General features: G+C 72.1%; 1 protein-coding gene. It reads left to right on the top strand.

What is annotated here, in order from left to right; translation table 11 throughout:
• Positions 1-213, top strand: a 213-nt coding sequence (locus R0J87_RS24190) for a hypothetical protein (protein WP_498889587.1), incomplete at its 5' end; no start/stop codon positions are given.
• Between the last annotated feature and the right edge of the window lie 27 nt (positions 214-240).

Below are 240 nucleotides of genomic sequence, written 5' to 3' on the forward strand. Positions count from 1 at the left end.
GGCGACATCGTCACGGTCAGCGTCACCCATGCGGCCCCCTTCCACCTGCTTGCCGACGATCCGACCGGAGCGCCGCTGCGCATCCGTAGAACGCGCGGGGGTGACGCCTGGGATCGCTCGCAGGCGGAATCGTGCGCGGTGCCGACTCCGGCGTCCGACGGCGGCCCGCGCGCCGTATCCCTCGGTCTGCCCACCCTTCGCGTCGGAGTGTGAGCGAACCGCGCCTCTGGGCGATAGTCG

This window comes from Halomonas sp. SIMBA_159, from assembly GCF_046536035.1.
In the GTDB taxonomy this organism is placed as follows: domain Bacteria; phylum Pseudomonadota; class Gammaproteobacteria; order Pseudomonadales; family Halomonadaceae; genus Vreelandella; species Vreelandella venusta_A.